This window comes from Nocardia sp. NPDC023733, assembly GCF_040639775.1.
GTDB classification, from domain to species: Bacteria; Actinomycetota; Actinomycetes; order Mycobacteriales; family Mycobacteriaceae; genus Nocardia; species Nocardia rosealba.
Genome location: NZ_JBFAAN010000007.1, coordinates 17,491 through 43,423, shown reverse-complemented (window position 1 = coordinate 43,423; position 25,933 = coordinate 17,491). Strand labels below are relative to the sequence as shown.

Sequence of the window (25,933 nt, the reverse complement as noted above, 5' to 3'; positions counted from 1 at the left end):
AAGTTCGCATTCTTCGCGACATTCCATCCGGCACCGAGCCGTTGATCTATCACCAAAACGCCTGTACACGACCAGGATTCGCGCGGGGAGCCGATCAGATTAGCCGCCCGGGGTGCCCGCGTGCGCGATTTGGGCGTGCGTGTCTGCTGCCGCGGCCAAGTAATGTGCACTACTGTCTAGGAAAGTGGGCGGTGTCCTAACAGACGGAGCCGACGCGATAGGGAGGTAACGGTGCGTGAACTTCGAGTGATCGGGGTGACGCCCGACTCCACGCACATCGTGTGCAGCGACCTCGAGTCCGGCACCAAGTTCCGGCTGCCCGCCGACGACAAGCTCCGCGCGGCGGCGCGCGGCGACCTCGCACGATTCGGCCAGATCGAGATCGAAATGGAAGCGTCTATGCGTCCTAGAGATATCCAGGCCCGTATTCGCGCCGGCGCGTCCGTCGAGCAGGTCACGGCGGAGTCCGGCATGCCGGCGAGCAAAGTCGAGCGTTTCGCCTATCCGGTGTTGCTCGAGCGTGCTCGCGCCGCCGAGCTGGCGCAGAAAGCCCATCCGGTGCGCCCCGACGGCCCGGCGCTGGAAACGCTGCACGAGATCGTCACCGCGGCCTTCGCCGAGCGCGGGCACACCATCGAACACGCCGAATGGGATGCCTGGAAAGACGAAAAGGGCTTCTGGGTCGCGCAATTGCAGTGGCGGCACGGACACTCCGAGATCGCCGCGCACTGGCGCTACCAGCCCGACGCGCACGGCGGTTCGGTCTCCCCGCTCGACGACCCGGCCAACGACCTGATCGACCCAGATTTCGGCCGCGCCCTGCGTGGTCTGGCCACCATGCCCGCACCGTCGGCCCCCGTGGTCGAGGCGCCGGTTCCGGTGGAGCCGCGTCCGCGTGAGCCGATGACGCCGACGCCGCGCCCGCAGAGCCGTCCGCAGCCCGCGCTGGACGAGTACTACGAGCAGCGCCAGGTCGCGGCAGGCGGTGGGACGGCGGCGATTCCGGCCAAGCCGGCGCCGACGGCCATGCCCGCCACGCCGATGCCCGCCGCACCGATGCCGACCGCACCGATGCCGGCAGCCCCCAAGCCCGCCGCGCCGGTTCCGGCGGCGACGGCCCCTGCCGCACCGAGCGAGCCCGCCACACCGGCGCCGCCCGCCGCGCAGCAGGACAAGCCAGCCGCCGAGCCGGAAAAGCCGAAGCCCGCACGCAACAAGCGCGGTAAGGCACCGATGCCGTCCTGGGAAGACGTACTCCTGGGCGTTCGCAGCTCCGGCAACTGACTGTGTACCGGCGGCCCCGAGTTCTCCCGAGAACTCGGGGCCGTGCTGGTCGACAGCCGACAGCGGGGTCGAGTGCACGCCCGGCGCGGCGGCAGCCGCCGCACCACGGGTTCCGATAGCAGTCGGAGGTGACACGTGAAGTCGGCTTCCACCCTCTGGTATGTCGATACCGCTGATCCCGCCGCCGTCTTGCGCGAGCGGCCCACGTCCGATCCCGTTGCCGCGCAGGCACTGGCTGGTGCGCTGTATGCCGACAACGATGTGCGCCCGATCGTGGTCGGGACACTCGACGGCTGCGCCGGTCCGGATCGCGACGAGGTCTACATCGGCTGTTATCCCGGAGTGACGGTCGTGTGCACCGCCGAGGCCGCGCTGATCGAGCCGACCAGATTGCCCGATCTGCTCGTGCGCCCGCTCGCTTCCGAACACACCTATCTGATCTCGTTCGACACCACCGTGCACTGGGGTGCGTTCGCCCACTGGGAACGGGGGGAATTCCGTCGCTCGTTCAGCTCGACCCGGGTCGACATCCTGGAGAACGAGGGGCTGCCCATGGTGTGGGAGCGCGAGTTCTGGGCGGGAGACCATCCGGTGCCGTGGGATCGGGACGACCGACCGGGCCCGCAATCACTGCCCTTCGATCCACCCGATTTCGCCGACGCGGCCAATGCCCATTGGCTCGGCTTCCGCTATCTCGAGGCACCCCGGCTGGGCGACCTGCCCGTCTGCGGATTCACGCTGTATCCGAAAGGCCGAGCGCCTGAACCCGTGTCGACCGCGCCTCCCCGGCGCCGACTGTCCCGCTGGCTGCGCAGGCCCGGTCGGCTAGCCGACGACCAGATAGACCAGTAGCGCGATCCAGCCGAGCGCCACGCCGACCACCGCCCCCGCGAGCACCCAGCGCACGACGGGCGTGCACCGCCACCGCCACACCGTAGGCGCGACCCCGACGACCGCGATCACGTTCACCGCGATCGCGAGCAGCGGATGCACATCGGCCAGCGCGACACCGAAGGCGTACACCGCTACCGCGCCGAGCGCCGCGACCAGCGCGATCACCGTGCCGCCCAACGCCCAAGGCACCGAACCCGGCCCCGCCCGATAGGGCCCGTCCGGACTCATGACGTGCGGACTCGTTCGTAGAAGGCCATCGCGGCAGCCGTGGCGACATTGAGCGAATCGGTCCCGGGCGACATGGGGATACGTGCACGGATATCGGTGGCGTGCATAGCCTCCTCGGTCAGGCCGGGGCCCTCGGCGCCGAGCAGCAGGGCGACCCGCTCGCCCGTCATCGCGGTCGCCAGATTCACCGCCGCTGGATTCGGGGTGAGCGCGATGATCTGAAAACCGCGCTCCCGCAACACCTCCAGCCCATCCGGCCACTGCGGGATCTGGGCGAACGGAACCCGAAGCACGTGCCCCATCGAGACGCGGACCGAACGCCGGTAGAGCGGGTCGGAGCAGCGGTCACCGAACAGCACCGCGTCGGCGCCCAGCCCCGCCGCGTTGCGGAACATCGACCCCAGATTCTCGTGGTCGTTGACACCCTCCAGCACGGCCACCGTGCGCGCACCGTCGAGCACCTCGTCGACCGTCAGCTCGGCCGGGCGCGGCGCGACCGCGAGCACACCACGATTGAGGTGGAAGCCGACCACCTGGGCCATCACCTCGGCTGTCGCCTGGTAGTAGGGCACATCGAGCCCCGCGAGGTCGTCGGCGAGGGCCTCGTAGCGCTTGGCGACACCGAGCAGCGCACTCGGGGTGAAACGCGAGTCGAGCATGCGCTGCACCACCACGACCCCCTCCGCGATCACCAGTCCCTTGCGGCCGGGCAGGTCGGGCCTGCGGTCGGCGGAGGACAGGTCGCGAAAGTCGTCGACACGCGGGTCGGCGGGATCGTCGATGGGAATTACTTCGGCCACCGGATCATCCTGGCATGCTGGAAGCATGAAGCTGGTTCAGTTGATCTTGAACATTCTGTGGGTGGTGCTCTGCGGGTTCTGGATGGCAGTCGGCTACCTGTTCGCGGCGCTGATCTGCTTCGTCCTGATCGTCACGATCCCGTTCGGCATCGCGTCGTTGCGGCTGGCCGGTTACGTGCTGTGGCCCTTCGGACGCACGGTCGTCGACAAGCCGAGCGCCGGGGCGGGGTCGCTGCTGGGCAACATCATCTGGTTCGTCTTCGCCGGTTGGTGGCTGGCGCTCGGCCACGTGTTCACCAGTGTGGCGCTGGCGGTGACGATCATCGGGCTGCCGTTCGCCTGGGCCAATCTCAAACTGGTTCCGCTGTCGCTGTTCCCGCTCGGCCACGAGGTGGTACCGCAGCAGGACTGACTACTCCGAACCCGCGATGATCTGGTTCATGATCGCCACGGCCTGATCGAGCACCGCGAGCTGCTCCGGGCTCAGATTGGACAGCTGCTCGGTCATCCAGGCTTCGCGCGCGTGCGTCTCGTCGGCGACCAGCGCCCGGCCGGCGGGTGACAGCGACACGATGATCTGGCGTCCGTCGGTGGGATGCGGTCTGCGCTGGACCAACTCGAGGTCGGCGAGGGAGGCGATCACGCGGGTCATCGACGGCGGCTGCACGCGTTCCTTGCCCGCGAGATTGCCGGGCGTCATCGCGCCGTCGCGAGCGAGGGTGGCCAGGGCCGACAGCTGAGTGAGCGAGATCTGCGCCTCGGCACGGCGGCCGCGCAGGTGTCGCGTGAGCCGCACAACCGCCAGCGAGAGATCACCGGCGAGGGCACGGACGTCGGATGGCACTGTCACAGTGCAGAACTCTACGGTACGGCTGTGCCCCCTGATGGGTTTCAGGGCGCTACTGTTTGGGTATGGATGCCGGACCCGTCAGCCGCGAGATGCCGCACCTGCCGCGAAGCCTGGTCGATCCACGCCCGGTTGTGCTGCTCGGCTTCGCCGCCTGGGCGGTGGCCACCGTGCTGGCTTTCGTGGTCCCGGCCTGGGCCGATGCCCGGTCGGTGTGCCTGATGGGCCTGTTCGTCGGCGTGCTCGGCTCGGCGATCTGGCTGGCACAGCGGCGGTCGGCCCTGCGGGGCGACAAGGGCGCCCAGGTGGGCCTCACCGAGGACTAGACGACCTCGAACTCGTCGCTCGTCCCGGTGAACGGGCGAAGCACGCCGTCGGCGCCGAGCGCGTCGGCGAAGTGCACGAACCGGTGCGTTCCCGGTTCCGCGCCGACCGGGATGTCCCAGACGAAATGGGCGATCGAGACCGCGGCGTCCTGTTTCCGCCAGTAGAACCGCACATCCCACTCCCCCTCGTTGGCCACCCGGACCCAGCCGTTCCCGGTTCGGCGCTGCACCTCGAGGAAGGTTCCGCCGCGTCGCGGATTGTGTTTCGGATGAGCCGAGACGAATTCGGCTTCCACCCGGCCGCCGCGAGCTGTGCGCTCGGGCCGGCGCACGACATCACCGAAATTCCGGCCGGACGGTGTCGCGTCCGGGCCCGACGCGGCGGCGAAATTCGGCTGCAAGGCGGAGACGTCGCGCGGTGCGGGACCGCGACCCGGGACCGCGCCCGCCACGAAAGCCTCCGCCAGCCTGGTGAATTCCTGCACATACGCGCACAACGTGTAGCGGCCGAACAGCGTCGACGCGCCTTCGTACTGTTGCGCGTCGTATTCCTCCGGCGTGGTGACGTACTGGTGGTAGGCATTCGAATAGCCCTGCAACAGCACCTGTTCCACGCCGACGCCGAGCGCCTGCGCGACCGCTCGCCGCACGCGCAAGCCGGCGACGATGGTGAATTCGGCTCCGGCGGCGGCCACGTAGAGGTCACCGAGCCGGATCAGCTGAAGCGGAACCACATTCGGCACCCACGGCACCGGCGGCATCAACCCGAGCGGGGCGAAGATCGCCTTGGGCGCCTGAGCGTCGGCCAGCCAGGCCGGGTGGGGATGGTCGATTCCGCCCAGAAAGTCCACCAGCGGGTTACGTACACCCTCGGGAATGGGTCCGCCGGGCAAGCCCGGGCCGTCCTCCACGCTGCCCGCCGCCAGTGAGAGGCCCGCGGCGGCCGGCGCGGTGCGGTGTGGTGCGCCGTCGGGGGTGAAGCGGCCCTCGACCGTCACGGCCGCGAGATCGACGTAGCACAGCAGCGAATCGATCGCGCTCGTGATCGGTGCCGCCTGTTCGGCAGCGGCTCTCGAGGCGGTGTACTGGCGTTCGCCGATGATCCGGGTGTTGTCGAACTCGTCGTCGGTCGGGCCGATGCCCGGCGCGAGCGCGAGATTCGGGGACATGTCACCGGCATTGGTCTGCACGAACGCGGCCAGATACGACGGCTCGCCGTCGAGGTGGCGCACGCCGTGTTCCAGGTGCTCGGCGGCGTAGCTGGCGTAGCCCTTGTTGTCGGAGCTGATGAGCCGGTTCTTGTTGGTCATCGACGTGTTGTGGGTGGCGAACCAGGTGAGCGCGCCGACCTCCTTCGCGCCACGGCGGAAGACGAGGGTGGTGACCGCCGGGTCGATCGCATCCGGGAAGGCCGCGCGGTCTTCGGCCGGATTGCGGTCGAAGGCCACCCGCGAACGGTTCACGCTCGCGTCGCGCAATTCGGCGCGGCCGAGCGCCACTGTGCCCGGCGCGAGGTCGGCGTCGGCGGCGGCGATCGCCTCGACGATGCCGTCGACTTCGGTGTCGTAGACCTGCTGCTGGAATCCGAGCGTCGCGAGCGTATAGGCGTAATCGTGCGCGGAACCGCCACAACTGGAATGCGTGTGAGTCGAAGTGAGGACGACATTTCGTTCGGTATACCGATCACCGAATCGGCGCGCCAGCGCGAGCAGTACACCCCGGTGCACTGACTGGAACAACGCGCCGTTCTCCACCGCGACGAACGCGACCCGATTTCCGCCCGATTCGATCACGAACGCGCGCGCTCGCGGGCGCAGATGAATTCCCGCCGTGGTCTGTTCGAGTTGTGAGTAGCCCATCATGCCGCATTCCGCGGCGGGCCCCGTGAGATCGGCGATACCGAGCCCGAATTCGAATCCACCGCGCGCGGATTCGGCGTGCGCCTTCGACGCTCCGTGAGCTCCCATGGCCGCGACGAGGGGAATCCCCAGCGTCGAGGCAGCCAGCACGGCACGACGGTTCACAGGCATCCGAACAGCTCCTTCACGGGTGGTGTGACGCAGACAACCATACAACTGGTCGCCTGTCCAGGAATTCGCGGCGGTTCGGCGAATTGACTGTTCGCGACGTGAGCGCTTAACTCGCACAGGTGTCCTCCCGATTGAGCGTCGAAGAACGACGAGCCCACCTGATAGAGGCAGCGATCGGTCTCGCCGAGAAAAAGGGCGTGGCGGGCGTGACCACACGCGATGTCGCCCAAGCGGCGGGCGTCTCGCTCGGTGTGGTGCATTACTGTTTCGAAAACAAGGACGCGCTGATGACCGAGCTGGTCAAAGCGCTCTCGATGGAATTACGCGATTCCGTCGATGCGGATGAAACTGTCTGGGCCGATACCGGAACAGGAAAAGAAGCGCTTCAGAAATTGGTTCGCCAAGGGCTGGAACTGATGTGGCGCAACATCGAGGCCACCCCCGAACGTCAGCTGCTCACCTACGAGACCACCACCTACGCGCTGCGCGAGGGTGAGTCGACCCCGGCCAAACTCGCCATCGCCCGCGAGCAGTACAAGTTCAACGACAGCACCGTCGCCGACGTGATGGACCACTGCCGCGACGCCACCGGCTGCGACTGGAACATCCCGCTCCCCCAGCTGAGCCGCTTCATCCTCAGCGTCATCGACGGCATCGTGCTGCGCTGGCTCGTCGACGACGACAGCGACGCGGTGCAGGCCCAGCTCGACCTGCTCGCCGAGATGGTCACCGCGCACGCGACCTAACCGCGCGGCACCTGCACGTGCACGGTGCCGTCGACGTCCCACCACGGCACCCGCACCGTGCCCGAGAACTCGCCCCGCAGAAAGATCTCGAGAACTTCGTGCAGCACGAGGGTGCCGGTGGTGTGCGGCGGTGACCACAGCTGCCGCAGCACCACGCCGAGCGGTTCCGTGGCCCAGGTGCTCTGCCTGCCGGTACCGAGCACCTCGGCGCTCACCTGGTCGGACACCAGCGGTAGGTCGAGCAGTGCGGCGAGGGCCTCGGCATGTTCCGGGTCGCCTACCACCAGGCGCTCGGCCGGAATGACGAGGCCGAAGCAGGGCCGGTCGATGACCATGGCCGACTCGGCGTCGACCACCGTTCCCGCCAGTGTCCTGACCTGCTCGGGGAGGTCTAGTTCGCGTGGGTCGAGCGCGCCGGACGCGACGGCGGCGGCCAGGCGGGCATGAGTGCGCGAAACCGTCTCGGGGGTCGGGGCTTTCGATGGGTCGGCGAGCGCGTCGAGGAGTTCCTCGGCCAGCTCGGGGGTCATCACGTCGGGACGGACGAGGACCTGACGGAGGGCGTCGGGGTCGGCTGCCGTGAAAGGTGGGAGCAGACCGGCGAATTCGGTGTCGTCCGGGTGGCGGTAGCGGCCGAGAGGGATGCCATCGATGTGGGCGTGGCGGTGTAGCCACCAGGTGGTGTAACCGTCACGGTCGGCGAGGAGGGCGCGGGTGCGTGGTTCCGCGAGCATGGTGCGCAGGGCCTGCGGCCAGCGGGTGTCGTCGACCAGGTCGAGGTCGCGGACGGCGACGAGTTCGCGTGGGTCTTCGGGAAGGCCGTTCCACCAGGCGGATTCGTCGTCCAGGTCGTGGTCGGGGCCGAGTGGGTCGGGGTCGGTGACGACGGCGAAATCCCAGCCGACACCGATCGCGCGCAAGGCTTGTTCGCCGAACTCGGCGACCGTCGATTCGGCGACCGTACCGAAGGGTGAGTCGTCGACCAGCACCTCGGCCAGCGGTGCGCCGGGGAGGAGGAGTTCGTCGGCCGGACGCAGTTCGCCTGTGTCGTCGGGCAATTCGAGCAGGCCGAGCCAGTCGGGGAGTTCGTCGGCGCTCACGAACTGGGCCAGGTGCAATACCGCGGTGACGGTGTCCGGGTCGGCCGGATCGTGTTCGAGGAGGTCGCGCAGGCCGGGATCGGTGAGCAGGTCGGTGGCCGAGGCGCTGCGGGCACCGAGGCGGGCCAGCAGCGGGTGGGTGGCGTCCGGATGTACCAGGCGGGCCCAGTGGACCGGGACGGCGACGGTGAGCTGGTCGTCGAGGACGACGGTGCGCGGGCCGGTGACCAGGCGGCCGTCGGCCAGGGGCACGGCCAAGGCGCCGAATTCCTCGGCGGTCCTCGAATCGGTGACGAAGGGTTCCAGCGTGGAGTAGAAGGTGCGCCACCAGTGCGGGTCTCGTTCGAGGCCGGTGGTGAGGTCGGCCAGGGCGGCCGACGACAGGCGGTGGACGTCGAGGACTGTCAGCTTTTCCTGGGCGGAGCGGGTCGAGAGTTCCGGGATGACCAGGCGGCCGGTGAGGTCGGCGAGGATCGCGGCCAGTTCCGGCGTCAAGTCAGGGAATACGGAGGCGCGAGTGGGTATTTCGACGCTTGCCGAGCGGGCGGGTTCGGCTGGCTCGAAGGTGCCGAGGTGCTGCGCGGTGCCTACGGACGAGTTGTCGAGGGCGGATACTTCGGCGGTAATCATGTCCTTGCCGAAGGTGTCCTGGTCGACTCCGACAGATGAGTTGTGACGATCAGTGGACTCGAAACTCGTCCCGGTGAGGGCGTGGAATTCCTCTTGGTTCGAATCGAATTCGTGGTCTGAGCGGTCGCGGGTCGGGCAGACCGGAAGCCACGGGTTCGTGCGGAGTTCGGTGATGATCGCTTCGCGGAGGAGAGCGTCGGCCTCGCTGCGGGCGAACGCGGGGGTGGGGACGAGGACGAGGCGGTCCGCCGGCGGCAAGGCGCGGGCGAAATCGGCGTATCCCGAGGCGATTTCGTGCAGGCGAGCGCCGGGAAGCAGCCTGCGGCGGTCGGGTTGCATGGCGATGTCGGCTACGAGGATTGCCGGGAGGGACAGTTCCTCGTCCGAACGAGTTGGCGCGCGCAGGACATCCGGCGCGGCGGGGACCGGGCGACCGTTGGTCAGCGGGAGCAGCCAGCGCGCACGGGCGCTGCGGTACTGCCACCAGTTTTGGGTGCCGTCGGGTCCGGTGATGGTCAGCTTGGTGAGGGTGCCCACCGGCGGGCCCACATGGGCCTTCGTACCGAGTCCAGGAGCATGGGCAATTTCCGCGGCCCCTTCGGACGTCGGCGCGGCAATCGAGATCGCGTTGCCCGGCTCCGCGTCAGGGCGTGGGGCCGTATCGACGTGGGCAGCCTCGGCCGCGAAATCGGCGCCAGGTGTGGCGTTCGCGCTGCCGTGTGGCGGGGCGGGGTGGTCGAGGAGGGTTGTGACGCTGGTGAATTCGCTGTCCGCTATGCGGATTCGGTGGAGGGCGGGGAGTTCGAGTAGGAGGTCGGGGGCCTCGGCGCACATCGAGGTGAGGAGGGTGATGGGGTCGATGTCGTCGCGGAGATGGATGACGACTTCGGTGTCGGCGCCCGAGGGTGGGGTGGTCGGGATGGGCCAGGCCAGGCGGAGGGCCGGTGGGGTGAGGTCTTCGGGGTGGGTGATGCCGTTGTCGTGCAGGGCGTTCAAGGTGGCCATGAGGGAGAAGCGGATGGAACCCGTGATGGAGCGGATCTCCACTTCGTCGCCGACGGAACGCACCGCGGTGAAGCCGACGCCGAAACGGCCGACCTGCGCGCCGTCGTCCTTGCCCGAGGCACGCAGCGCCGTGAGCGCGTGTACACCTGAAACACTCAGCGGTGCACCGGTATTGGCGACATGCAACTGCCGGTCGACGATCCGCACCGTCAGCTCACCGGGCACACCGCCCTGCACCGCCGCGTCGGCCGCGTTCTGCGCCAGCTCGGTGAGCACCCGATCCCGATAGCCCGCGGCGACCAGATCGGCCTCACCCGCGCTGTCCTCGCGCAGCCGCGTCGGCGAATCCCGCCACGCGGCAAGAACTCCGGCCCGCAGCCCCGCGGTACCGAACGGGTCCGCCCCAGCGTTCAGCGCCCCACCGACGATCCGCGCTCCCCGGCGCCCACGACGTGCGTCACACCGGAATCACCCTCGGCGGAAGCAGCATCGGCGGCCGAATCCGCCGCACCCGCGTCGGCACCTCCCGACGAACCAGCCCCGGCGTCATCAGTCTCCACACCCGAACCTTCGGCCGCAGCGGAATCGGTTACGGGAGCATCCTCAGGCGGGGCGACATCCTGGTTGCGAGTATCAGCGACATCGGCCTCGGCCACCGGAGCCGTTGGCACAGCAGCATCGCCGGCCCGGTCAGCGGCACCGGCCTCGGTGACGACGTCAGCGGCAGTCGGCACTTCCGCGTCGGCGGTACCGGTCGCCTCAGCGGCGGTCGCGATCGAGGTCGACTCGGCCGACTCCGTGGTGGCTTCGGCTGCCGAAGGGGAAACCGCTGCGTCCGCGACGGATTCAGGGTTGCTCGATGCCTCGGCCGGGTCGGTGGTCGCCGATACCGACGCGAGGCCGACGAGCGGTGCGACAGCGGCGAGGTCGGTGTTGGCTTCGGCGGCGATGACCTCTTCCGGGGATTCCGGGAGCTCACCTTCGGCGCGGGCCTTGCGGGCGGCTGCTGCCGCGTCGACCGCTTCGGCTTCGGCGGTTTCCTGGGGGGCGATGTCGACGTAGTCGACGGCGTGGTCGTCGAAGGCTTCGTAGCGGGGGGAACCGTTGCCGGAGGGTGCGACGACATCGGAGTGGGCGCCGCAGCCGTATTCGACGTGCACCACATGGCCGTCGGCACCCATCGCGTTGGCGCACACGCCGAAGGTTTCGCGCAGGGCGCCGGCCAGGGGCAGGAAGAAGCCGCACAGGCCGCAGGTGGAGGGGGCGGCCTTGGCCATCTCGGTGTCGGGGCCGTATTCGCTGTACCAGCGCTGGGCGGCTTCGAGGCGACCCTCGAGGCTGAGCACCTGGGTGCGGCCGAGGCCGACCTCGCGGGCCACCTCGTCGATCACCGGGTCGCCGGTGGCGACGTAACCGGGGACCAGGCGCGGATCGTCGGCGGGCGGGGCGAGCAGGTCGCCGGGGCCGAGGTCGCCGGGGCGCACGCGCTGCTCCCACGGGACGAACTCGGGGGCGATCAGGGCGTCGGGGCCGGGCAGCAGGGCCGACTCGCTGACGGTCGCGTGGTCGGCACCGGGCGGCGCGGCCACCACGACGGCCCACTGCCAACCCCGGTAGCCGGGCAGGGTCGCCTCGAACCGGTGGGTGGCCGACGAGTCGTCCTCGGCGGTCACCCCCAGATGGGCTCCGACCCCGTCGGGTTCCAGCTCGACGAGCGCACGAAGTGCGACCTCGGCCGCCTGGGCCAGAACGGGACGCACGCCGGACTCCGAAACAGATACTGCGCTCACGGCATACATTTTGCCGTATGAAGTGCAATCGGAGTTCGTTGGCCGTCGCAGTGCTGGTCAGCGTGCTCGGCGTGAGCTCCTGCGGGGGCCAGGATCAGTCCGGTCCGCCGCGCTGGCGGGTGGAGGTGATCGGCTCGTCACCGCACGATCCGTCGGCGTTCACCCAGGGGCTCGAGGTGGTCGACGGATTGCGTTACGAAGGCACCGGCATGTGGGGCGTGTCGAACATCCGCGTCACCGACCAGGTCTCGGGTGTGGAGCGGGCCCGCGTCGACCTGCCCGGCCGGATGTTCGGCGAGGGACTCACCCGGGCGGGCGACATCGTCTGGCAACTGACCTGGCGCGACGGCGTCGCCTTCGCCCGCGACCCGCACACCCTCGCCGAAACCGGCCGCGCCACCTTCGAGGGCGAGGGCTGGGGACTGTGTGCCCAGCCGGGCCGCCTCGTGATGAGCGACGGCACCCCGAAACTCACCTTCCGCGACCCGCTGACCTTCGCCGAGACCGGGTCGGTGACCCTGCAGGGCCTCGACGACCCGAAACCGAACGAACTCGACTGCGCACCCGACGGCACCGTCTACGCCAACAACTTCCCCACCGACGACATCCTGCGCATCGACCCCGACACCGGCCGTATCACCGCGATCATCGACGCGAGCGGCCTGCTCACCGCCACCGAACGCAAGCGCACCGACGTCCTCAACGGCATCGCCCACCTACCGGGCACCGACCGGTTCCTGCTCACCGGCAAGTACTGGCCGCGACTGTTCGAGGTGCGATTCGTGCCCCGCTGAAGTGACGGGCGCGGTCGTCGGGGCCGTTCAGGTCGACCCGTCCGACCAAGTGTGTCCGACACTGCTCGCCCGCGAGTGAACGCCGAAAGCGCGAGTACGACAGAATTGGGCTGTGACTACTCCCCGCGATCCATCCGGTCCTGACCGTGGTCGCCGGGACGGCAGTGCCTCGGGTGCACCACCCGGTCGGCACCCCGGCTTCGGGCAGTACCCGCCCCCATCCCCGCCGCGCAAGGTCTTCCCACACATCGAGCCACCGACCGCGCCGGTTCGCTCGCGCGGCCGATTCGGGCGCGATCCCGACCCCGGCGCAACCACGCCGCTGGCGAGTCCGAAACGCAACGGCGCCGGTCCACCGCACACACCGGCAGGCGGCCGCTCGCACCCGGACCATCCCGACGTACCGGGAGGCGCCCGCCCGGACCACGAAGGACCGGTCGGCAGCCATCCGCACCCCGATCCACTCGACGGACCGGCAGGAACCCGCCCGCTCCCCCGGGCCGACGAACCCGCCGACGAACCGCCCAAGCAGCGGGTGCCGCGCAAACTGACGGTCACCCGCGTGGCCGCGATGCGCAGTCGCGAACTCACCGAACGCGGTATCGCCACCTTCCAGCGCGCGGCCAAGGCCGACGGCGCCGACCAATCGGGGCTGACCGCCCTCACCTACGCCACGATGGCCAACTTCGCGCTCGACGCCGCGATCGCCGTCGCCCTGGCCAACACCTTGTTCTTCGCGAGCGCGACCGCCGAGTCGAAAACCAAGGTGGCGCTGTATCTGCTCATCACCATCGCGCCGTTCGCGGTGATCGCACCGCTGATCGGGCCGCTGCTGGACCGGCTGCAACGCGGACGCAGGCTGGCGCTGGCCACGACCTTCGGGTTGCGGGCGCTGTTCGCGGTGCTGCTGATCTTCAATATCGACACCTGGGGGCTGTATCCGCTCGCCCTGTGCATGATGGTCGGCTCGAAATCGTTCGCGGTACTCAAGAGCGCGGTGACGCCGCGCGTGCTGCCACCGGACATCGACCTGGTCCGAACGAATTCGCGGCTGACGGTGTTCGGCCTGGTCGGCGGCACGATCGGGGCGGGTGCGCTGGCCGCGCTCGCCGCGCTCGCCGCCGGCTCCACCGGTGCACTGGTATTCGCCACGGGCATCGCGATCGCGGGCGCCTACCTGAGCCTGCGGATCCCGTCGTGGGTGGAGGTCACCGAGGGTGAGGTGCCGACCACGCTGACCTACCACGGCTCCGACGCGCGCACCGAAGTACTCGAACCGGGCAAGGAATCGGCCGTGCCCGCCAGGAAACGCAGGCAACCGCTCGGCCGCGCGGTGGTCACCGGACTGTGGGGCAACAGTTCCATCCGGGTGCTCACCGGGTTCCTGACCTTCTACATCGCCTTCGTCGCCAAGGGCTCCGGCGGCAGTCCGACCGAGCAGGCGGCCATGCTCGGCCTCGTCGGTGTGGCCGCCGGTTTCGGCAATTTCGGCGGCAACGCCACCGGCGCGCGATTACAGCTCGGCAGGCCCGCGCTGGTGGTGCTCGGCTGCACCGCGGCGTGTGTGGCGGTCGCCCTGTTCGCGGTGTTCACCGGCAATCTGTTCGGCGCCGCGGTGGCCGCGCTCGTCGCGTCGGCGGCCAGCGCGCTGGCCAAGGTATCGCTCGACGCGGCCATCCAGGACGACCTGCCACCCGAGTCGATCGCCTCGGGTTTCGGCCGGTCGGAGACCGTTCTGCAGTTGAGCTGGGTGATCGGCGGGGCGGCCGGTGTGCTGCTGCCGACCGAGTTCTGGAAGGGTTTCGCGGTGATCAGCGTGATCCTGGTTGCCGGGCTCGCGCAGACCTTCGTCAGCTATACCGGGCACACCCTGCTGCCGGGCTTCGGCGGCAACCGCCCCCAGCACGCCGAGCAGGAAGTGCCGACCCATCCCCGCGAAACAGGAGACCCACACTGGTGAGCAAGCCCAACGTCCGCACGATCTTCGCGCTGGTCGCGGTGGGCCTGCTGGCCCTGGCCGCGGTGACCGCAGGTGTGGTGGCCTACGCCGTGTCCAAGGCGCCGAAGCACTATCCCGAACTCACCGTGTTCGCGAACGGCGAGTCCGTCGTCGTCGAGCCGTACGGGTACTGCGAGCTGTCGAACGGGGAGTGCGTCAACGACGAGTCGACGTACTACATCCCGGCCACCTCCGGTAAGCCGGTGCAGGTGTCGCTGCCGACCAGCATCGCCGAGGCGCCGTGGATCGTCGTCACCGTCTACGAACGCCCGAACGGCGAGCAGTTCGAACGCATCCTGAGCTTCATCGACTACCCGTCGGGCACCCGTTTCCTGAGCCTGGACACCCAGCCGGAACCCGAACTGCGCCTCGCGGGCTTCGAGCTGCGGCTGCCGATCGTCTACACCGACCCGGCCACCGGCCAGGAGATGTACGACGTGCACGGCCTCTGGCGCGTGGGCACCCCGCAGCCCTGATCGCACGGTTCCCGCCGCTTCCGGACCACCACGACCCGACCTCGAGGAGGGTCCGCCGCGAAGCGGCGGTTCGCGGCCGTCCCGACGATCAGGCGCCGTTGCGTAGGCGACGAAGGAGCAAGCAACGGTGCCTGATCGTCGGGACTTGCGGGGCCGCGAACTCGAGCGCGCCAGCGCTCCAAAAGCTCAGTGGTCCAGTTCGCGGGCGACCGCGCGGACCACTTCGGAGATGCGCTGGGACATCTTGCGGTCCGGGTACTTGCCGCGGCGCAGGTCGGGCTGGACCTTGGTCTCGAGCAGGGTGATCATGTCCTCGACCAGGCCGTGCAGCTCGTCGGGCGACTTGCGCGGGCCCGCGTCCTTGCGGGCGGGCTGCGCGCCACGCTCACCGCGGGCGACGGTCGGGGGCGCCTCGAGCAGCTTGAGGCTCAGCGCCTGCGGACCGCGACGACCGGCGGCCATCCCGAACTCGACCCGCTGACCCGGCTTGAGTCCCTCGACTCCTTCGGGCAGCGCGGAGGAGCGGACGTAGACGTCCTCGCCCTCGTCTTGGGAAAGGAAGCCGAAGCCCTTCTCGACGTCGTACCACTTCACCCGGCCGGTCGGCACTGCGCTCACCCGTTCATCATTCGATACCCGAACCCTTGTGGCCCGGGTTACTACCTGCTGCTTGTCGCGAAAAGAACGCGCCCCACAACAAGGCAGGACGCGATGTGGTCAGAGTCTACCCCGGTGGCTATACCGCGAGCACATCAGTTTTACGGTGCACCGGTGACCAACTCACCTCAACCGCCCGCGCGTCGTTCCAGTGATCGGGTGCTGCAGGTGGCGCTCGCGCTGTTCGGGATCGGGATCCTGGCCGTCGTCGCCATCTTCGTGACACCGATCGTGTCCGACGCGGAACCGGGCCTGTGGCTGTATCTGCTCGCCATGCTCGCGCCGGTGGGCTTCCTGCTGGCGATCGGGTTCGCCCTCTGGTCGGGTCGACGGGCCCGGTGAACCGGTTACCCCCATGGATCGATACCCAGGCTCTTGTGTGATCCTCGTCACATAACGGCATGGTTACGAACTGTGCGTGCAACGGTCTCGAACATCTCGCATCGCGACTACCTGCGCGGACGGCTCCGGGACAACCCTGAGACCACCCCGAGACCCACCCGCACACGCGGGTTACCAAATAGTGACTTTCCCCGCTGACCGTCGTACCGTTTCTCTCAGCCGGGGCAGGCCCCCGGAACCACCGGCCCGCCGCACCGAACCTCACCCCGCGGGTACCGGACCCCGATTGGAATCAAGGGGTGAGGGCGGACCGGGAGACCTCTCAGTCCGGACCACATGCAGGTGCGAACGAGAGGAAGAAACCCGATATGAGTGGACGCCACCGCAAGCCGACTTCCACCGGGCGCACTGCTGCCAAGGTCGCCGTCACCGGCGCCATCTTCGGCACCGCAGCCGCTGCCCTCGCAGGAAACGCCAGCGCGGCCCCCGACTCCGACTGGGATCGCCTCGCACAGTGTGAAGCCGGCGGCAACTGGGGTATCAACACCGGCAACGGCTACCAGGGTGGGCTGCAGTTCTCGCCCTCCACCTGGGCCGCACACGGCGGCGGGGAGTACGCCGCCACCGCAAACCAGGCCACCCGCGAACAGCAGATCGCGGTCGCCGAAAAGGTTCTCGCTTCCCAGGGTTGGGGCGCTTGGCCCTCCTGCTCGGCCAAGCTCGGCCTGAGCAGCGGTCCGACCGAGCGCGCCGTGCCTTCGACCCCGAGCTGGGTCCCCGAGGTCAGCGTCCCGCAGGTGCAGGATCCGAGCCAGGAAGTGTTCCAGGCCGTCGATCGCGCCCTCACCGTCGCCCAGCAGCAGGGCGTCGCCGTGCCGCAGGCGGCCATCGACTTCGTCAACAACGCCAAGGGCACCCAGCTGGACCCGGCGGTCATCGATTTCTTCGAGGCGAACAAGGGCCTGCTGCCCTCCTGATCGGCCTTACAACAAGAGCCCGCATCCTCATCCAGGATGCGGGCTCTTGTCTTTCCCGTTCGAATTACACCCGATTGATGACAGTCTGCGGGTGTACATACGGCAGCGTGGCGGCCGGAACGGGAAACTCGGTGTCCTCACCGAAGGGCGAGAGATTACCGGCGCGGGTCGCCGACAGTTCGGTGACGGCGTGCTCGCCGTCGGCCACCTCGGGCCAGCCGTTGTCGACGTAGGGTTTCTTCGATTTGTTGACCACGGGGTCATTCTGGCATACCAGGCACGTACTCTGAATCCGATGATCGCGACCGACTCTCTCGCCGATTGGCTAGGTGCGCGCACCGACGCCCAGCTGGTGAAACTGCTGCAGTTGCGGCCCGATCTGGCGGTGCCGCTGCCCGCGTCGATGTCGGTGCTCGCGGTGCGTGCTCAACAGCGGGCCTCGGTGCTGCGTGCCGCCGACGACCTGGACACCCTCGAATTCGCGATCATCGAGGCGCTGGCGGCCAACGAGGACGCGCGAACGATCGGCACCGCGCATACCCCGCTCACCCGGACCGCCCTGCACGCGCAGCTGAAGGACCGGGTCACCAAGACGGCGTTCACCGCCGCGCTCACCCGGTTGCTCGACCGCGCGCTCGTGTGGGAGACCGGTGACGGCCTGCATCTGGCGGCGAGTGCCGTCGAGGCCCTGCCCTGGCCGCTCGGGGCGACGACGGCGCTGCCCGACGCGCTCACCGAGCCGGAAATACGCACGGCGCTGAACGCGGCAGCCCCTGCCGAGCGGGCGCTGCTGGACAAACTGGCGACGACCGGTCCGCGTGGGCGCACGAGGGACGCCGCGCCCGCCGCGCCCGCCGACCGCCCGGTGCAACGGCTGCTCGCGGCACGGTTGCTGCGCTGGATCGATGACGAGACCGTCGAACTGCCGGTCACCGTCGGGCAGGTGTTGCGTGGCGAACCCGTCACCGATCCGCATGCCCTCGCCCCGCCCAAGCCCGCACTCACCAAGCACGCGCCCGCCGAGGTGAACGCCGTCGGCGCGGGTGAGGTGGGAGAGCTGCTGCGCGACTGCGCCGACCTGCTCGACGCGCTCGGCAAACTTCCCGCACCCGCGCTGCGCGCCGGTGGACTCGGGGTGCGCGAGCTGCGCAGGCTGGCCAAGCAGACCGGCGTGGACGAGCAGCGCACCGGCCTGCTACTCGAACTGCTCGCCGCCGCGAAGCTCGTCGAGAAGGGTCTGCCCGAACCGCCGCCCGACCTGGATTCCACCGACGACTTCTGGGCACCGACACCCGCCGCCGATGCCTGGCTCGACGCGCCACCCGCGACGCGCTGGGTGACCCTGGCCCAGGCATGGCTCGAGCTGGACCGGATGCCGTGGATGATCGGGTTGCGCGACGCCGCCGACAAACCGATCGCGGCGCTGTCGGCCGAGTTGCGGATCCCGCACGCGGTGCGCGACCGGCACGCGATTCTCGGCCTGCTCGCCGAATACCCCAGCGGCACCCAGGTGTCGCCCGCCGATCTCGGGAAACTGCTCGCCTGGCGAATGCCGAGGCGGCGCAGGCACTTCCGGCTCGACGTGGTGACCGCGACCCTCGCCGAGGCGGCGACCGTCGGGCTACTCGGACGCGGTGCGCTCGATTCGGCCGCCCGTGCCCTGCTGCACGGCAGCCCGACCAGCGTGGCCGATGCCGAGGCCGAGATGACCGCCGCCCTACCGGAACCCGTCGATCATGTGCTCGTGCAGGCCGACCTCACCGTGATCGCACCCGGCCCGCTGGTGCCCGAATTGCGCAGCCGCATCGCGCTGGTCGCCGATGTGGAATCCGCGGGTGCGGCGACGGTGTATCGCGTGGGAGACGCCTCCGTGCGCCGCGCGCTCGACGCCGGACTCACCGCCGCGGAGTTGCACGCCTTGTTCGCCAACCACTCCCGCACCCCGGTCCCCCAGTCGCTGACCTATCTCATCGACGACGTGGCCCGTCGGCACGGGCAGCTGCGCGCGGGCATGGCGCAATCGTTCCTGCGCAGCGACGACCCGGCCCTGCTCGCCCAGGTGCTGTCGGCGCCCGTCGCCGAAACGCTGGCCTTGCGCGCTATCGCCCCCACGGTCGCGATCGCGCAGGCGCCCCTCGGTGAACTCCTCGAGCGGCTCCGGGCAGCGGGCTTCACGCCCGCGGGCGAGGATTCCGGCGGCGCCATCGTCGACCTGCGGCCGCGTGGCGCCCGCATCGCCGTGCGCCCCCTGGCACGCAAACCCTACCGACCCAACCCGCCGTCGGACGATCAGCTCGCCCAGCTGGTCACCGAACTGCGCGCGGGCGAGCGCGCGGCGGGTGCCCGCACGTCCCAGTCGGTCCGTGCCGACGGCACCCGCACGGGCACCCAGGCCACCCTGGCGCTACTCCAGCTGGCCGCCCGGGTCGGCCGCCCGGTGAACATCGGTTACGTCGACGCTCAGGGCGTGGCGAGTCAGCGGGTGGTCGAACCGGTCCGGGTCGGCAACGGGCAACTGGACGCCGTCGACCCGGTGACCGGAGCCACCCGCCACTTCACCCTCCACCGCATCGCGTCGGTGGCTCTCCTGGACTGACCGTCAGGGCTTGGCCATGCAGAACGTCGTCTTGGGGTCCGGGACCGTGCGATACAGCGTGGCGTCCATGCCACACAGCATCTCGTCGGTCTCACCGTCGATGCGCTTGACCACCTTGAACGTGGCCTCGGGTGCCGTGCAGTCCACCGCCTCGACCGGGCGGGTGCCCGCGTCGGCGTAGCAGGCGCCCTCGGCGAAGTTGGGCGACAGGCACAGGCCGGTCTTGGTGTCGCCGACCGTGCCGTTGAAGGTGGCGTTCTGGGCCGTACAGTTCAGCGGCGCGGCGCCGACCTGCGCGATCCGGTAGTTCGACTTCGCCGACGAGCAGTCACCGACGGTGGCCTTCATCGCGTCGACCGCGTTGTCGGTGACCTCGACGCACGAGCCGACGGCGGGCGCCGACGACGCCTCGCTGTCACCCGAGCACGCCGCTACCGCCCCGACCAGCGCGACTGCCGCCACTGGCGCGAACACGAGCCGGACAAGCAGCCGCTTTCCTGGGAAAAACACTCCAAAACCTCACTCACCGAACGGTTCAGCCGATATGACCGCCGGTGACGATACCCAAACGCCCACCTCCGCCGCTCCCCACGTGGATACGATCGGAGGATGACCATCGACGATGTCGCCGGCGAGCTGTACGGTCTCGACCCGGCCGACTTCGTCGCGACACGTACCGAACGTGCGGCGCAGGCCCGCGACGACGGCGATCGCGAGCTGGCCAAGGCCGTCGGTGCCCTGCGCAAGCCGACGGTCGCGGCGTGGACGGTGAATCTGCTGGCCAGGCACGCGCCGAAGGAGATCGCCGCGCTGCTGGATCTGGGTGACGCGCTGCGGTCGGCGCAACGTCAGCTCTCCGGCGACAAGTTGCGCGCGCTCGGTGCGCAACGTCAGCAGGTGGTGAACGCCATGACCAAAAGGGCGGGTGAGCTGGCCGCCGAGCACGACCGACCCGCGAGCGAGCAGGTGTTGCGGGAGGTCGGTCAGACGCTCACGGCCGCGCTGGCCGACCCGGACGTCGCCGACCAGGTGCGAGCCGGGGTGCTGCCAGCGACGGTCACCTATGACGGTTTCGGTCCGGCCGGGCTGGTCGCGATCACGGGCGGCAAGGGCAAGGCTCCGGCGAAGAAGGCTCGTCCCAAGAAGTCGGCCGAGGACGCCGAGGCGGCCCGGCGCGCCGAGGCGAAGCAGGAGCTCGACGACGCGGAGTCCGGGCTGGCGGAGGCCGAATCCGCCCGCGAGGAAGCGGAAGAGGCCGCGGAGCGGGCCAAGTCCGAACTCGACGAGGTCGAGCAGCGGATCGAGCAGTTGCGTGCCGACCTCGAGCACGCCGAGCAGCAACGGCACTTCCTGCGGACCGCCGAGCACCGCGCGCGTGGCGAATTGACCTCGGCCAAAGCGCAATTCGAGCGGATGAAGCGGTGGGTCGAGCGGGCACGTTCCCGCCTCGACGAAGACTGACCCTATCGGCGCAATGACCCCGGGAACAGGAATGCTTCGCGCGGCGGGGTCGTACCGTCCAGCCATTCGGCCAGGAACTCGCCGAGCGGCATCGAAGTCCGGCTCTGGACGAACGCGCGGAATTCCGGCATCGAGGCATGACCGTCGCGGTGTGTGTTCACGAAATCCTTGACGGCCGTGAAGAACACGTCGTCGCCGATCAGTTTGCGCAGGGCGTGCAGGAAAAGGGGGCCACGCCAATAGACCGAGGTGAACTCGCTACCGGCGCCGGGGTCGGCCAGCGGGTACGTCCAGAAGTCCTGCTCCCACCGGTATTTCGCGATGTCCTCGCGGTACTTCGCATCCACATCGACGCCGTCGACTCGCTCGATCCACAGGTAGTCGGCGGTGTAGCTGGCGAAGCACTCGTTGAGGCAGATATCGGACCACTGCCGTACCGACATGGTGTCGCCCCACCACTGATGCGCCAGCTCGTGCACCACGGTATTGAGATCGGCCCACGGCGCGTAGGTGGGGCGGGTCTGGGTTTCGAGCGAGAACGGGACTTCGGCGTCCACGTAGATGCCGCCGGCCACCTCGAACGGGTAAGGACCGTAGAGGTTTTCGAGGAAGTCGAGGATTTCGGGGAGGCGTTGTTCGTCGGCGCGATTGTCGTCGGATTCGGGGGCGAACGCGCTCAGCACCGGTGTGCCGTCGGCACGGTGCTGTTCGAGGAAAGTGAAGTGGTCGACGGCAATGGTGGTGAGGTAGCCGAGCACGGGGCTGCGGGTTTCCCAGCTGGTGTGCAGCTTGCCCTCGCGCGCCTCGTGGCGGGTGCGCACACCGGTCGACATGACCTCCCATTCGGCGGGCACCGTGGCGTGCAACGTGAAAGTCGCCTTGTCCAAGGGCGTGTCGTTGAGCGGGTACCAGCTGCTCGCGCTGTGCGGCTGGCCGATGGCGAAGGCGCCACCGCTCGGAGCGTACGTCCACCCTTCGCCCTCGGTGTCGGCCGCCTCGCCCGCGTAGTCGATGACGATCCGCATCGGCAGTCCCGGCAGCAGGGGCAGCAGCGGGGAGACGACGAGTTCGTGGTCGCCCTCGCGCGCGAACCCGGCAGGCTGCCCGTTGACGGTCACCATGAGCACATCGGGTCCGCGATAGTCCAGATTGAACTGCGCCAGCGGCTGATTCGCCCGCGCATCGATGCGCGCGGTGCCGCGCAGCTGATGGGTCGGCGGGTCGTAGTCGACGGTGATGTCGTAATGGCTCACGTCGTAGCCGCCGTTGCCGTCGAGCGGGTAGTACGGATCGCCGAGCCCCGGTGCCCCCACCAGGCCCGGATCCGCTGCTACCGGCGGCATTCCCAGTGCCAGGAGCGCCAGTACCACCACCGAACCTGCCGACCATCGCATGCCGCGGACCCCCGTTCTCGCCGACTCGGATCCGAGTATCGTCGCAGGCGAGCGGCGCTCAGGCCAGTTCCGGCGGCAGGTGTTGCGGGTCGAGCATCAGCCGCTTGGTCGCGGTGCGGCGCACCCGCGCGGCGAGGGCGAGATTGTCGGTGAGCAGGCGCCATTCGAGGTCGGAGATGGTGTCGCGGGCCCGCTCGATCACCGTGCGGTCGCGGGTGCCCCAGGCGATCGGCATGGCCGTCACCAGCTGCCAGCGTTCGCCGACCTGACGGGGTGCGCCGTCGGTGCGCACCGCGACCGACGGCACTCGCTCACCCAGCATCGGTTCATGGCCGGGCAGCGCGCGCACCTTGCGGGTGACCAGTGCCCAGCCCCGCGCGGACGCGGTGGCTTCGGCGGTGTCGACGAGGGCGAGCAGGATGATCCCGTTCGGTTCGGCCGCACAGACCACGGCGGGCACGAGAACACCGTCGCGGTAGAGCTTTTCGATATCGGAGCGGTGCGGTGTCCACAGTGCGACCCACAACGCGATGACCGCGGCGAGGGCGCATACGAAAGCCAGCAGATACCCCCAGGCCTGCCCGCTCCACAGGAACGCGGCGGTGGCCGCGACGGCCAGCCCGGCGGCGAGCAGGGCGAGCACCCGCATCCTGCGTAACCCGGTGAAGGTCTCGTTGACCGCATGAGCATGCTCACGGTCGACCTCGAATTCGAAGCGGCGCACGTTTCCTTCCTAGCACAAGTTGCGGAGGTGTTGCCTCCACTTATCTGCCGGGGTTTCGACCCGCACGCTACCGGCACCTGAGCGGGGAAACGGCGCTACACGCCGCTGTCCCCGATGGCCGGCCCGAGCAGGTCGTCGGCATCGGTGATGCGGTAGGCATACCCCTGTTCGGCGAGGAAACGCTGACGATGCGCGGCATATTCGGCGTCGAGGGTGTCACGGGCGACCACCGAATAGAAATGTGCCTGTCCCCCATCCTGTTTCGGCCGCAACAGTCTACCGAGACGCTGGGCCTCCTCCTGCCGTGAACCGAAGGTGCCCGAAACCTGCACCGCCACCGAGGCTTCCGGCAAGTCGATGGAGAAGTTCGCCACCTTGCTCACGACGAGCACGGGGATCTCACCGAAGCGGAAGGCATCGAAGAGGGCCTCGCGTTCGCGGTTCTTCGTCGCCCCGGTGATGACGGGAGCGTTCAGGTCGATACCGAGCTCCTCGAGCTGGTCGAGGTAGGCACCGATCACCAGGGTCGGTGCGCCCTCGTGCTTGGCCAGGATGGACTCGACGACCGGGATCTTGGTACGCGCGGTGGAGCACAGTTTGTAGCGTTCCTCCGGTTCGGCCGTGGCGTAGGCCATGCGCTCGGCATCGGTGAGCGTGACTCGCACCTCGATGCACTCGGCGGGGGCGATCCAGCCCTGTGCCTCGATGTCCTTCCACGGCGCGTCGTAGCGTTTCGGGCCGATCAGCGAGAACACGTCGCCCTCGCGGCCGTCCTCACGCACCAGCGTGGCGGTGAGCCCGAGCCTGCGGCGCGACTGCAGATCCGCCGTCATCCGGAAGACGGGTGCGGGCAGCAGATGCACCTCGTCGTAGATCACCAGACCCCAGTCGCGGCTGTCGAAGAGTTCGAGATGCTTGTACTCGCCCTTCGATTTGCGGGTGATGACCTGGTACGTCGCGATGGTGACCGGGCGGATCTCCTTGCGCTCACCGGAGTACTCGCCGATCTCGTCCTCGGTGAGGGTGGTGCGCGCCAGCAGCTCGCGCCGCCACTGCCTACCCGCGACGGTATTCGTGACCAGGATCAGCGTGGTCGCCTTGGCCTTGGCCATCGCGGCGGCGCCGACCATCGTCTTACCCGCGCCACACGGCAGCACGACCACACCCGAACCGCCCGCCCAGAACGAGTCGGCGGCCATCTCCTGGTAGTCGCGCAGATGCCATTTGCCCTCGGTGTAGTCGAGGCCGATGTCGTGCGCCTCGCCGTCGACGTACCCGGCCAGGTCCTCGGCGGGCCAGCCGATCTTCAGCAGCATCTGCTTGATGTGACCGCGCTCGGACGGGTGCACGATCACCGTGTCGTCGTCGATGCGGGCACCGAGCATGGGTGCGATCTTCTTGTGCCGCAGCACCTCCTCGAGCACCGCGCGGTCGAGGCTCACCAGGCACAGGCCGTGCGCGGGGTGCTTGACCAGCTGCAACCGGCCGTAACGGCCCATGGTGTCGACGATGTCGACCAGCAGCGGTTGCGGCACGGCGTAGCGCGAGAAGTTCACCAGCGCATCGACCACCTGCTCGGCGTCGTGACCGGCCGCACGGGCATTCCACAGTGCCAGCGGGGTGATGCGGTAGGTGTGCACGTGCTCGGGGGCACGCTCGAGCTCCGCGAACGGCGCGATGGCCTGACGCGCGGTGCCTGCCAGCTCGTGGTCGACCTCGAGCAGCAGGGTCTTGTCGCTCTGCACGATCAACGGACCGTCTGTCACTGTGCTCCGTATCTTTTTGCGGCCGGGGCCGCGGGTTCGGGGCCTGTAACCCTTCGATTCAGCGCTCGAGACTCGCGCTGCGCGCATGCGCTTCGAGCGCTGAATCGAAGGGGCGGCCCCGAACGGCTCGTAAGACTCGCCTGTGCGGGGTTGCGTTCGGCCGGGATGTGTCGGGATTTGGTGAGCCGTTCCGGGGAGGTTCGGCAGCTCGATCAATTGTACGGACCTGCGGTGACAGGGTTCGGTGTCGCGACGGCCGGCTGCTGAGCGCAGGGCCGCGAACCCACCACTCTGTGGCTCGTGACCGAGGCGGTGCAGATCTCGGATCGAGGCCGGTGACGGCGAGGTGACAGCGGTCCAGCGATCGTCGACTGGACCGCGACATGCCTCGCTGACCAGGTCAGACTCGACTCATGCTTCAGACGGCGGCGGTTTTCGGTGTGGGTGCGGCGGCGCTCGGGATGGTGCTCACGCCGGGGCCGAACATGATGTACCTGGTCTCGCGCACGGTAGCGCAGGGGCGAAGGGCGGGCATGATCTCGCTCACGGGTGTGGCGGCCGGGTTCGGGGTGTATCTGCTGGCCGCGACGGCGGGGATCACGGCTTTGTTCGCGGTGGTTCCCGGGCTGTACCTCGGGCTCAAGCTGGCGGGTGCCGCCTATCTGCTGTGGTTGGCGTGGCAGGCGGTCCGGCCGGGTGGAGTCTCGGTGTTCGCGCCGGCCACGCTGCCGGCCGATCCGGCTCGCCGCCTGTTCACGATGGGGTTGGTCACCAATCTGCTCAATCCCAAGATCGCGATCATGTACATGGCGCTGATCCCGCAGTTCATCGACCCGGCCCTCGGTTCGCTGTGGTTGCAGAGCCTGTCGCTCGGCGCGATCCAGATCACCGTGGCCCTCACGGTCAACGCGCTGATCGTCCTCGGTGCCGCGGGCCTGGCCGCCTTCCTCACCGCCCGCCCGCTGTGGTTGCGCATCCAGCGCTATCTGATGGGCACCGCCCTGGGCAGCATCGCGGTCCTCCTCGCTACCGACCGCACCCGCCCCGCTCCGGTGTAAGGCGCGCAC

24 protein-coding genes and 1 pseudogene are annotated in these 25,933 nt (G+C 69.1%); 13 read left to right on the top strand and 12 right to left on the bottom strand.

Annotated features, from left to right (window positions below; all coding sequences use genetic code 11):
• The first annotated feature begins 231 nt into the window (after positions 1 to 231).
• Both sepH and AB0F86_RS24070 read left to right on the top strand, forming a co-directional pair.
• Positions 232 to 1,284, top strand: coding sequence for a septation protein SepH (gene sepH / locus AB0F86_RS24075; protein ID WP_356986001.1), 1,053 nt, complete (start codon positions 232 to 234; stop codon positions 1,282 to 1,284).
• Positions 1,285 to 1,419: 135 nt separating this feature from the next.
• Entirely contained in the window at positions 1,420 to 2,136 is a 717-nt protein-coding gene (locus AB0F86_RS24070) for a hypothetical protein (protein WP_356986002.1), read from the top strand.
• Here the strand turns inward: AB0F86_RS24070 and AB0F86_RS24065 are convergent.
• Positions 2,110 to 2,406, bottom strand: coding sequence for a DUF2537 domain-containing protein (locus AB0F86_RS24065; RefSeq protein ID WP_225281761.1), 297 nt, complete (start codon positions 2,404 to 2,406; stop codon positions 2,110 to 2,112). The genes AB0F86_RS24070 and AB0F86_RS24065 overlap by 27 nt on opposite strands.
• Positions 2,403 to 3,206 (bottom strand): RNA methyltransferase, encoded by an 804-nt coding sequence (locus tag AB0F86_RS24060; protein ID WP_356986003.1) that lies wholly within the window; start codon positions 3,204 to 3,206, stop codon positions 2,403 to 2,405. The genes AB0F86_RS24065 and AB0F86_RS24060 overlap by 4 nt, the downstream gene beginning before the upstream one ends.
• A 25-nt stretch (positions 3,207 to 3,231) precedes the next feature.
• Between AB0F86_RS24060 and AB0F86_RS24055 the strand changes: the two genes are divergently transcribed.
• Positions 3,232 to 3,618 carry a YccF domain-containing protein gene (locus tag AB0F86_RS24055; protein WP_225281759.1) on the top strand — a complete coding sequence of 129 codons (387 nt, stop codon included), beginning with the start codon at positions 3,232 to 3,234 and terminating at the stop codon, positions 3,616 to 3,618.
• Here the strand turns inward: AB0F86_RS24055 and AB0F86_RS24050 are convergent, their stop codons facing one another.
• A complete protein-coding gene (locus AB0F86_RS24050) occupies positions 3,619 to 4,050 on the bottom strand; it encodes a MarR family transcriptional regulator (RefSeq protein ID WP_067492414.1) in 432 nt (143 codons plus the stop codon).
• Positions 4,051 to 4,118: 68 nt separating this feature from the next.
• On the opposite strand from AB0F86_RS24050, the gene AB0F86_RS24045 reads away from it, so the two are divergent.
• Positions 4,119 to 4,379, top strand: a complete 261-nt coding sequence (locus AB0F86_RS24045) for a DUF2530 domain-containing protein (RefSeq protein WP_225281758.1) — start codon at positions 4,119 to 4,121, stop codon at positions 4,377 to 4,379.
• Here the strand turns inward: AB0F86_RS24045 and AB0F86_RS24040 are convergent.
• On the bottom strand, positions 4,376 to 6,409 hold the full coding sequence (locus AB0F86_RS24040) for a neutral/alkaline non-lysosomal ceramidase N-terminal domain-containing protein (RefSeq protein WP_356986004.1): 2,034 nt from the start codon (positions 6,407 to 6,409) through the stop codon (positions 4,376 to 4,378). The two genes, AB0F86_RS24045 and AB0F86_RS24040, sit on opposite strands and share 4 nt — an antisense overlap.
• A gap of 119 nt (positions 6,410 to 6,528) precedes the next feature.
• Here AB0F86_RS24040 and AB0F86_RS24035 point away from each other — a divergent pair, with 119 nt between their 5' ends.
• Positions 6,529 to 7,155, top strand: coding sequence for a TetR family transcriptional regulator (locus AB0F86_RS24035; RefSeq protein WP_225281756.1), 627 nt, complete (start codon positions 6,529 to 6,531; stop codon positions 7,153 to 7,155).
• On the opposite strand, the gene AB0F86_RS24030 is transcribed toward AB0F86_RS24035, so the two are convergent.
• A complete protein-coding gene (locus AB0F86_RS24030) occupies positions 7,152 to 10,304 on the bottom strand; it encodes an ATP-binding protein (protein WP_356986030.1) in 3,153 nt (1,050 codons plus the stop codon). The genes AB0F86_RS24035 and AB0F86_RS24030 overlap by 4 nt on opposite strands.
• Positions 10,305 to 10,924: 620 nt before the next feature.
• A pseudogene (locus AB0F86_RS24025) lies at positions 10,925 to 11,689 on the bottom strand (DUF3027 domain-containing protein); the annotation flags it as partial.
• A gap of 8 nt (positions 11,690 to 11,697) precedes the next feature.
• On the opposite strand from AB0F86_RS24025, the gene AB0F86_RS24020 reads away from it, so the two are divergent.
• From AB0F86_RS24020 to AB0F86_RS24010, 3 genes are all read left to right on the top strand, one after another.
• Positions 11,698 to 12,474 (top strand): glutaminyl-peptide cyclotransferase, encoded by a 777-nt coding sequence (locus tag AB0F86_RS24020; protein ID WP_356986005.1) that lies wholly within the window; start codon positions 11,698 to 11,700, stop codon positions 12,472 to 12,474.
• A 112-nt stretch (positions 12,475 to 12,586) separates the two neighbouring features.
• Positions 12,587 to 14,434, top strand: a complete 1,848-nt coding sequence (locus AB0F86_RS24015) for an MFS transporter (RefSeq protein ID WP_356986006.1) — start codon at positions 12,587 to 12,589, stop codon at positions 14,432 to 14,434.
• Positions 14,431 to 14,949 (top strand): DUF2771 family protein, encoded by a 519-nt coding sequence (locus tag AB0F86_RS24010; protein ID WP_225281752.1) that lies wholly within the window; start codon positions 14,431 to 14,433, stop codon positions 14,947 to 14,949. The genes AB0F86_RS24015 and AB0F86_RS24010 overlap by 4 nt, the downstream gene beginning before the upstream one ends.
• A gap of 186 nt (positions 14,950 to 15,135) precedes the next feature.
• Here the strand turns inward: AB0F86_RS24010 and AB0F86_RS24005 are convergent, their stop codons facing one another.
• Positions 15,136 to 15,558: a cold-shock protein gene (locus tag AB0F86_RS24005; protein ID WP_174550347.1), complete on the bottom strand. Its 423-nt coding sequence runs from the start codon at positions 15,556 to 15,558 to the stop codon at positions 15,136 to 15,138.
• A gap of 162 nt (positions 15,559 to 15,720) precedes the next feature.
• Here AB0F86_RS24005 and AB0F86_RS24000 point away from each other — a divergent pair, with 162 nt between their 5' ends.
• Positions 15,721 to 15,948 carry a hypothetical protein gene (locus AB0F86_RS24000; protein WP_225281751.1) on the top strand — a complete coding sequence of 76 codons (228 nt, stop codon included), beginning with the start codon at positions 15,721 to 15,723 and terminating at the stop codon, positions 15,946 to 15,948.
• Between the two features lie 368 nt (positions 15,949 to 16,316).
• Positions 16,317 to 16,925, top strand: a complete 609-nt coding sequence (locus tag AB0F86_RS23995; RefSeq protein WP_225281750.1) for a transglycosylase family protein — start codon at positions 16,317 to 16,319, stop codon at positions 16,923 to 16,925.
• A 64-nt stretch (positions 16,926 to 16,989) separates the two neighbouring features.
• On the opposite strand, the gene AB0F86_RS23990 is transcribed toward AB0F86_RS23995, so the two are convergent.
• Complete coding sequence (locus AB0F86_RS23990) at positions 16,990 to 17,181, bottom strand: hypothetical protein (RefSeq protein WP_225281749.1); 192 nt, start codon at positions 17,179 to 17,181, stop codon at positions 16,990 to 16,992.
• Positions 17,182 to 17,220: 39 nt separating this feature from the next.
• On the opposite strand from AB0F86_RS23990, the gene AB0F86_RS23985 reads away from it, so the two are divergent.
• Positions 17,221 to 19,521 carry a helicase-associated domain-containing protein gene (locus tag AB0F86_RS23985; protein ID WP_356986007.1) on the top strand — a complete coding sequence of 767 codons (2,301 nt, stop codon included), beginning with the start codon at positions 17,221 to 17,223 and terminating at the stop codon, positions 19,519 to 19,521.
• Positions 19,522 to 19,524: 3 nt separating this feature from the next.
• Here AB0F86_RS23985 and AB0F86_RS23980 read toward each other — a convergent pair whose 3' ends face one another.
• On the bottom strand, positions 19,525 to 20,031 hold the full coding sequence (locus tag AB0F86_RS23980) for a hypothetical protein (protein WP_133733952.1): 507 nt from the start codon (positions 20,029 to 20,031) through the stop codon (positions 19,525 to 19,527).
• A 99-nt stretch (positions 20,032 to 20,130) separates the two neighbouring features.
• Between AB0F86_RS23980 and AB0F86_RS23975 the strand changes: the two genes are divergently transcribed.
• A complete protein-coding gene (locus AB0F86_RS23975; protein WP_356986008.1) occupies positions 20,131 to 20,982 on the top strand; it encodes a hypothetical protein in 852 nt (283 codons plus the stop codon).
• Between the two features lie 2 nt (positions 20,983 to 20,984).
• On the opposite strand, the gene AB0F86_RS23970 is transcribed toward AB0F86_RS23975, so the two are convergent.
• The 3 genes from AB0F86_RS23970 to AB0F86_RS23960 form a co-directional block, all read right to left on the bottom strand.
• The gene (locus tag AB0F86_RS23970) at positions 20,985 to 22,376 is read right to left on the bottom strand and encodes a M1 family metallopeptidase (protein ID WP_356986009.1); all 1,392 of its coding nucleotides are present in this window, start codon (positions 22,374 to 22,376) and stop codon (positions 20,985 to 20,987) included.
• Positions 22,377 to 22,434: 58 nt separating this feature from the next.
• A complete protein-coding gene (locus AB0F86_RS23965) occupies positions 22,435 to 23,100 on the bottom strand; it encodes a DUF3239 domain-containing protein (RefSeq protein ID WP_225281744.1) in 666 nt (221 codons plus the stop codon).
• Positions 23,101 to 23,195: 95 nt separating this feature from the next.
• A complete protein-coding gene (locus AB0F86_RS23960; protein WP_356986010.1) occupies positions 23,196 to 24,866 on the bottom strand; it encodes a DNA repair helicase XPB in 1,671 nt (556 codons plus the stop codon).
• A gap of 413 nt (positions 24,867 to 25,279) precedes the next feature.
• Between AB0F86_RS23960 and AB0F86_RS23955 the strand changes: the two genes are divergently transcribed.
• A complete protein-coding gene (locus AB0F86_RS23955; protein WP_356986011.1) occupies positions 25,280 to 25,924 on the top strand; it encodes a LysE family translocator in 645 nt (214 codons plus the stop codon).
• The last annotated feature ends 9 nt before the right edge of the window (positions 25,925 to 25,933 follow it).